The following is a 5939-nucleotide window of genomic DNA, read 5'->3' on the forward strand; positions in this document are numbered from 1 at the left end:
CCCCCCCCCCCCCCCCCCCCGCCGCGCGCGCGCCCCCCGAGCCTATGAATAAACAACCAGACCACGCCCTCCGAGCGAGAGACCGTGGCCCTGATAACAGACTTGTGCTCCTCGCATGTCGGGGAGGGGGAGCCAATTTACTACACTTCCATAGACATCTCTTCAAATTTGCTCTACCATTTCTCTTTTAAAACAAAAACTTTTTGATTACAAAAACTAACTATTTGATAACTTTCTCTATCAAGCTATAATTATTTTAATAATCATGAGGTTGTGTCCTCCCCTTTGACATATAAAGATTAAACAATGGCAGCTTTTAAAAAACTTATTTTTATACAACTGATGGCTTGGTTGATTCTTGTGACCGCTGGCTGTTATTTTATTAGCCAAAATTTTGATAGTGCCATCGGTAAAGCTCAAAAAAATGCGCAAGCGACAGTCGAGCAATATATTAAAAACCTATCTGCAACTGACCTCTCTGCTGATAACTTAAAAAACACACTTGCAAGCAGTGAAATCTTTTCACACTTTACCTTGCGTGATTATCAAGGTGCTGAAGTATTTTCAGTTAACAACGCACCGCAATTGCCTGTTATTGCTGAGCTTATTCAGTCAAGCAACAACTCAGTGCGCCCTCAGTATGCCACTAATGATAATGCCGATATAAAAGTTGAATTTAAAATCAACATCACTCATTTGAGTGAGCAGTTTCAAGCTGCTTTTTTTATAATTTTAATTATTAGCACCCTACTCGCTCTAATACCTATTGCATTAATGAAAACCATTGTTAAGCACATTAATGACAATATATGTACGGACGTTGCTGATGTCATTGATATTTATATAAACCAAAATCAACTAGGCGATGATTTTGCGACTAAAATTGATTCGCCAGAGTTAGCTAAGTTAGGGAAAAGTTTAATTCCTAGCTTTAATCGTTTATCGCACTTTTTAAAAAGTAAGAATGACAATATAAAAAATGCTGCACACACAATAAAACGTGAGGCCTACAAAGACGGTGTGACTGAGTTAGGTAATCGCAACATGTTTGTTGATTACTACGAAAAGAATATTGAAAACACCGAAGTAAGTACATTTGGCTCTTTAGCACTCGTTCGCTGTAGTGAGTTACAGTCTATAAATCAAAGCCGCGGTTATCAAAAAGGTGATGAGTACATTAAAGCCGTTGCAGATATTATTGTAAGTATCAGTGGCACCTATTCCGGCAGCCAAGTTTTTAGAGTTAACAGCTCTGATTTTATAACAATTTTACCAAATACCCCGTTGAAAGAAGCTGAAAAGTTTGGTGAGAACTTACAATCTCGCTTTACTCAATATATGCAAAACCAAGAGCTTAGCTCGGTTGCAAACACAGGTATTGTTGGTTACGAAAAATCAAAGCCTTTAGGTGAGTTGCTCTCTATTGTTGATAATGCAATGAGCATGGCTCAGTCTAAACAAGCTAATGCATGGCATGTACAGCGCGATACTGATCTAGTTAATAACGTGAGCGCAGGATTTGGTAACCAAAACTGGCGTAAAGTGATCAACGAAGTAATTGAGTCTAAAAGCGTCCATTTGGTGATCCAAAATATTATGCCTTTAGGCAAAAGCATTAAAGCCTATGCTGAAATTCAAGCCCGCTTCAAAACAGAAGAAAACCAAGCTTTGCCTACCGCTTCATTTTTAGCAATGGCTGAAAAGCTCGATATGGCCATTGAAATTGACAAGTTAATAATAGACTCATCTTTAGAAAGAATAAAATCGAGTAATTTATCTGAAAAGTATTTTGGCTTAAATATTACCCCTTCAAGCGCGCATAGCGACCAGTTTATGATTTGGTTAGAGCGCCGTTTACTTAAAGATACGCATATTGCTTCTAAGTTAATTTTTGAAGTGAGTGAATTTGGTCTTCAACAAAACATTAAAGCAAGCAAACGCTTTATTGATATGGTGCATCGCGTTGGTGCCAGAATAACTGTAGAACGCTTTGGTGTCGGGCTCACCTCATTTAAATTTTTCAGAGATTTAAAACCAGACTTTATTAAAATGGATGCAAGCTATACCCGAGGCTTAGAGGACGATAAAAACAATCAATACTTTATGCGTTTAATGGTCGACCTTGCTCATAGAATTGGCGTTAGTGTTTTTGCAGAGGGCGTTGAAAGCCAAGAAGAAAAGCACATTGTAGAAACCCTATGCCTTGATGGTGTCCAAGGTTACTATATTGAAAAGCCTAAAGACATCTAACTAATTACCCTATTTAATAATAAAAAAGAGCATTTATGCTCTTTTTTACTTTTTAAAGTGTGCTTTTATGACTGTTCAGCCGTTAAAATGCTGACAGTTTTTTAATTGCAAACTCCCTTAAATTTAACCCTTTACAATTAGCCCATTATTTAACGTTGTTTATTTAACTGATAATCACTCAACGTGTTGTTAATCGCAGTAGAAAAAAGGATAATACACGGGATTTTATTAGCGTGAGGCACACATGACAGAATACGTCTTGTTATTAATTGGAACAGTGTTAGTTAACAACTTTGTATTAGTACAATTTTTAGGCCTTTGCCCGTTTATGGGTGTATCAGGAAAACTTGATACAGCCATAGGTATGTCTTTAGCAACTACCTTTGTGCTAACGCTTGCCTCTGTGACCAGTTATTTAGTAAACGAGTATATTTTATTACCACTAGATATCACCTACCTGAAAACAATGAGCTTTATTTTAGTTATTGCAGTGGTTGTTCAATTTACTGAAATGGTTGTTAGAAAAACCAGTCCAACGCTATATCGTTTATTGGGAATATTTTTACCTTTAATAACGACTAACTGTGCAGTACTCGGTGTTGCTTTATTAAATATCAAAGAAGATCACACCTTTTTACAATCTGCCGTTTATGGGTTTGGTGCCGCAGTGGGTTTTTCATTAGTTTTAGTTTTATTTGCGGCATTACGCGAACGCCTAGCCGCGGCAGATGTTCCCACTCCATTTAAAGGTGCTTCAATCGCAATGATAACGGCAGGTTTAATGTCAATGGCCTTTATGGGTTTTACTGGATTAGTGAAGTTTTAATATGACCTTGTTGTACGCTTTAATAGCGCTGGGTTTACTGGCGTTAATTTTCGGATTAATTTTAGGATTTGCAGCCGTACGTTTTCGAGTTGAAGGTAATCCTGTAGTGGAGCAAATCGATACCATTTTGCCACAAACACAATGTGGTCAATGTGGTTATCCTGGTTGTCGCCCTTATGCAGAAGCCATTGCCAATGGCGATGAAATAAACAAGTGCCCACCCGGTGGTGATGCGACAGTTAAAAAGTTGGCTGATTTGATGGGTGTTGAGGCTAAACCTCTAGCCGGCGGCGAACAAGCCGAGCCAGTTAAAACGGTGGCCTACATTCGCGAAGATGAATGTATTGGTTGTACCAAATGTATTCAAGCCTGCCCTGTTGATGCCATTGTTGGTGCAACCCGACAAATGCACACCGTTCTAATTGACGAATGTACAGGCTGTGACTTGTGCGTTGAACCTTGTCCGGTCGATTGTATTGACATGCTACCCGTTGCACCAACAAAACAAACTTGGAAATGGCAACTAGACGCTATTCCTGTTACCCAAATAGATTAGAGGTTTGAGTGGAAAAGTTACTTGAACAAATAAAAAAAGGCACCGTTTGGGCATTTCCTGGCGGCGTACATCCTCCGCAGCAAAAGTCATTATCTAATAATACGCCTATTGCGCGCCTTCCTTTGCCTGAAAAACTCGTTTTGCCTTTAAAGCAGCATATTGGCGCTAGCGGTAAGTTAATTGTAGAAAAAAACCAGCACGTATTAAAAGGTCAACCATTAACTAAGCCTTCTGCTAACTGGTCGGTACCCGTGCATGCACCGACTTCAGGTACTATTACTGATATAACGCCTATGCCATCAGCGCATCCTTCTGCCTTGCCTGAATTAAGCATTATTATTGAACCCGATGGCAAAGATACCTGGTGTGAATTATCGCCTTTAGCAAACCCAGCCAATGCATCACACGATGAACTCGTTGATGTTATTCATAATGCGGGGATCTCTGGCATGGGAGGCGCAGGTTTTCCAACCTACGTTAAAGCAGATATTAAGCAGCCAATTGAGTTTTTAATCGTGAACGCGGTTGAGTGTGAACCTTACATCACGGCTGACGATACTTTAATGCGCGAACATGCCGCTGAAATAATCAAAGGTATTGAGCTCATGCAACAGCTGCTCAATCCTACCCTGTGTATTATTGGTATTGAAGATAATAAGCCCGAGGCTATCACAGCCATGACAGAAGCGGCGAAGCATAACGAGCATATTTTAGTGCAAACAGTCCCTACTGTTTATCCCTCTGGCGGTGAAAAACAGCTAATAAAACTGCTCACTAACCGTGAAGTACCAAACGGCGGTATCCCTGCTGATATCGGCATTTTAGTACATAACACAGGTACTTTATTTGCGATTCAGCAAGCCGTATACGAAGGTAAACCGTTAATTGAACGTGTAGTTACCGTTACCGGCAATACCATACATAAGCCCGGTAATGTATGGGTGCTATTAGGTACTGAGATAAAACACTTACTTGATTGCCAAGGGTTTTCACCTGTGCCACAACAACGTGTGGTCATGGGTGGTCCTATGATGGGATTTACCTTACCTACGGTTCGTATTGGCGTTGTTAAAACAACAAACTGCATACTTGCTCCAGATCATAAAGAATTAGCAGAGCCTGGCCCAGAAAAAGCCTGTATTCGCTGTAGTGCCTGTGCAGATGCGTGCCCTGCTTCATTGTTACCACAGCAGTTACAGTGGTTTGCTAAATCAAAAGAATACGACAAACTCCAAGAACATAACTTATTTGATTGTATTGAATGTGGCGCGTGTGCCTATGTTTGCCCAAGTGAAATACCACTCGTTCAGTACTACCGCGTTGCAAAAGTTGAGATTAAAGAGCAAATTGCCGAGAAGATAAAATCTGATCGCGCTAAAGAACGATTTGATGCACGTAAAGCGCGTTTAGAGCAAGAGCAAGCTGAGCGAAAAAATCGCCATAAACGTAAACCTGCAGCTAAATCTACCGAAGAGCAGCAAAAAGTAGCCGATGCCCTTGCCCGCGTTAAAGATAAAACCAGCGATGGTGACAATAAATCAGCTGTAGCAGCGGCAATTGCGCGTGCTAAAGCTAAAAAACAAGGTGGCGAACTTGAGCCAGATAACAGTGAAGTTGCAAAAGAGCGCGCAGCACGTAAAGAGCAAGCTCGCCTTTATAAAGAGCAAAAAGCACAAAATAATGGTGATGACGAAGCTGTAGATGACAAAAAGTCAGCAGTTGCAGCCGCTATTGCCCGCGCTAAAGCCAAAAAGGCAGCACAAGCTAATGAGCAAACAGCAAGCGATGACACTGCAAGTGAATCTCCAGCTGCTGCCGATGATAAAAAAGCTGCCGTCGCTGCAGCCATTGCCCGTGCTAAAGCCAAAAAGGCAGCGCAAGCTGCTGAGCAAACACCAAACGATGACACAGCAAGTGAATCTCCAGTTGCTGCCGATGATAAAAAAGCTGCCGTCGCTGCCGCTATTGCCCGCGCTAAAGCCAAAAAGGCAGCACAAGCTAATGAGCAAACAGCAAGCGATGACACTGCAAGTGAATCTCCAGTTGCTGCCGATGATAAAAAAGCTGCCGTCGCTGCAGCTATTGCCCGTGCTAAAGCTAAAAAGGCAGCGCAAGCTGCTGAGCAAACACCAAACGATGACATAGCAAGTGAATCTCCAGTTGCTGCCGATGATAAAAAAGCTGCCGTCGCTGCCGCTATTGCTCGAGCTAAAGCCAAAAAGGCAGCACAAGCTAATGAGCAAACAGCAAGCGATGACACAACAAGTGAATCTCCCAGATGCTGCCGAGCAGACGACAGAACACCAC

Annotated in this window: 4 protein-coding genes; all 4 read left to right on the top strand. The window is 41.4% G+C overall.

Annotated elements, in window-relative coordinates; translation table 11 throughout:
• Positions 1–306 precede the first annotated feature (306 nt).
• Positions 307–2250, top strand: a complete 1944-nt coding sequence (locus CWB78_RS15270) for a bifunctional diguanylate cyclase/phosphodiesterase (RefSeq protein ID WP_138571407.1) — start codon at positions 307–309, stop codon at positions 2248–2250.
• A 244-nt stretch (positions 2251–2494) separates the two neighbouring features.
• Positions 2495–3076 (top strand): electron transport complex subunit RsxA, encoded by a 582-nt coding sequence (gene rsxA / locus CWB78_RS15275; protein WP_008115244.1) that lies wholly within the window; start codon positions 2495–2497, stop codon positions 3074–3076.
• A gap of 1 nt (position 3077) precedes the next feature.
• Entirely contained in the window at positions 3078–3632 is a 555-nt protein-coding gene (gene rsxB / locus CWB78_RS15280) for an electron transport complex subunit RsxB (RefSeq protein WP_008115242.1), read from the top strand.
• Positions 3633–3640: 8 nt separating this feature from the next.
• Positions 3641–5939: electron transport complex subunit RsxC (gene rsxC / locus CWB78_RS15285; RefSeq protein WP_249930467.1), on the top strand; the 2299-nt coding region annotated here is incomplete at its 3' end.

Source organism: Pseudoalteromonas sp. S1612, assembly GCF_005887175.1.
Lineage (GTDB): Bacteria > Pseudomonadota > Gammaproteobacteria > Enterobacterales > Alteromonadaceae > Pseudoalteromonas > Pseudoalteromonas undina.